Raw genomic sequence first — 1,203 nt, 5'->3', positions numbered from 1 at the left:
AACATACACAGTAGCACCAGACGGAACTGTAACATTCGTACCAGAAAAATCATTCACAGGAACAGGAACAGGCGTGACTGTCAAACGTGTAGATAAGAACGGTACACCAGTTACAGCTAAGTACACACCAACAGTAACACCAGTAACACCAACAGGTGAACCAGCTACAACTATTGGTCCTAAAGGTCAAGAACAGTCTGGTAAACCAACATTCAAGGAAGGCGATAGCCGTGTTCCAATGAATGATGCTGTTCCAGCTACATTTGACGATGGTTCAACAACTAAGACTATTCCAGGTGTTGGTACATACACAGTAGCACCAGACGGAACAGTTACCTTCAAACCAGAACCTGAATTTACAGGAACAGCTCCATCAGTTACAGTTGTTCGTGAAGATATGAACGGAACAAAAGCTTCTGCAACATACACACCAACAGTAACACCGGTTACTACATTTGTAGATAAAGAAGGTAAAGCAATTCCAGGTTATCCAACAGAAGATGGTGAACAACCTAAGAAAGACATTCCAGGATACCGCTTCGTTGAAACTAAGAAACTTCCAAATGGAGATACAGAGCATGTCTACGAAAAAATTAAGACATTCTTCAAGGATAAAGAAGGAAACGAGATTCCAGGAAATCCAAGTCAAGATGGCGAACAACCTAAGAATGACATTCCAGGCTACCGCTTCGTAGAGACTAAGAAACTTCCAAACGGCGATGTAGAACACGTTTATGAGAAAGTTAAGACATCATTCAAGGATAAAGAAGGAAACGAGATTTCAGGAAATCCAAGTGAAGACGGTGAACAACCTAAGAAAGATATTCCAGGCTACCGCTTCGTAGATACCAAGAAACTTCCAAACGGCGACACAGAACATGTCTACGAAAAAGTTAAGACATTCTTCAAGGATAAAGAAGGAAACGAGATTCCAGGAAATCCAACAGAAGATGGTGAACAACCTAAGAAAGACATCCCAGGTTACCGCTTCGTAGAGACTAAGAAACTTCCAAATGGAGATACAGAGCACGTCTACGAAAAAGTTAAGACATCATTCAAGGATAAAGAAGGAAACGAGATTCCAGGAAATCCAACAGAAGACGGTGAACAACCTAAGAAAGACATTCCAGGTTACCGCTTCGTAGAGACTAAGAAACTTCCAAATGGAGATACAGAGCACGTCTACGAAAAAGTTAAGACATC

General features: G+C 41.3%; 1 protein-coding gene. It reads left to right on the top strand.

Annotated elements, in window-relative coordinates:
• Positions 1-1,203 (top strand): MucBP domain-containing protein (locus M1F37_RS02095; RefSeq protein ID WP_348771857.1); only part of this gene is annotated, 1,203 nt, incomplete at both ends.

The sequence above is a fragment of the Streptococcus mitis genome (genome assembly GCF_023109105.1).
Lineage (GTDB): Bacteria > Bacillota > Bacilli > Lactobacillales > Streptococcaceae > Streptococcus > Streptococcus mitis_BW.
The sequence above is the reverse complement of the archived record's forward strand: the minus strand, read 5'-3'. Positions and strand labels throughout refer to the sequence as shown.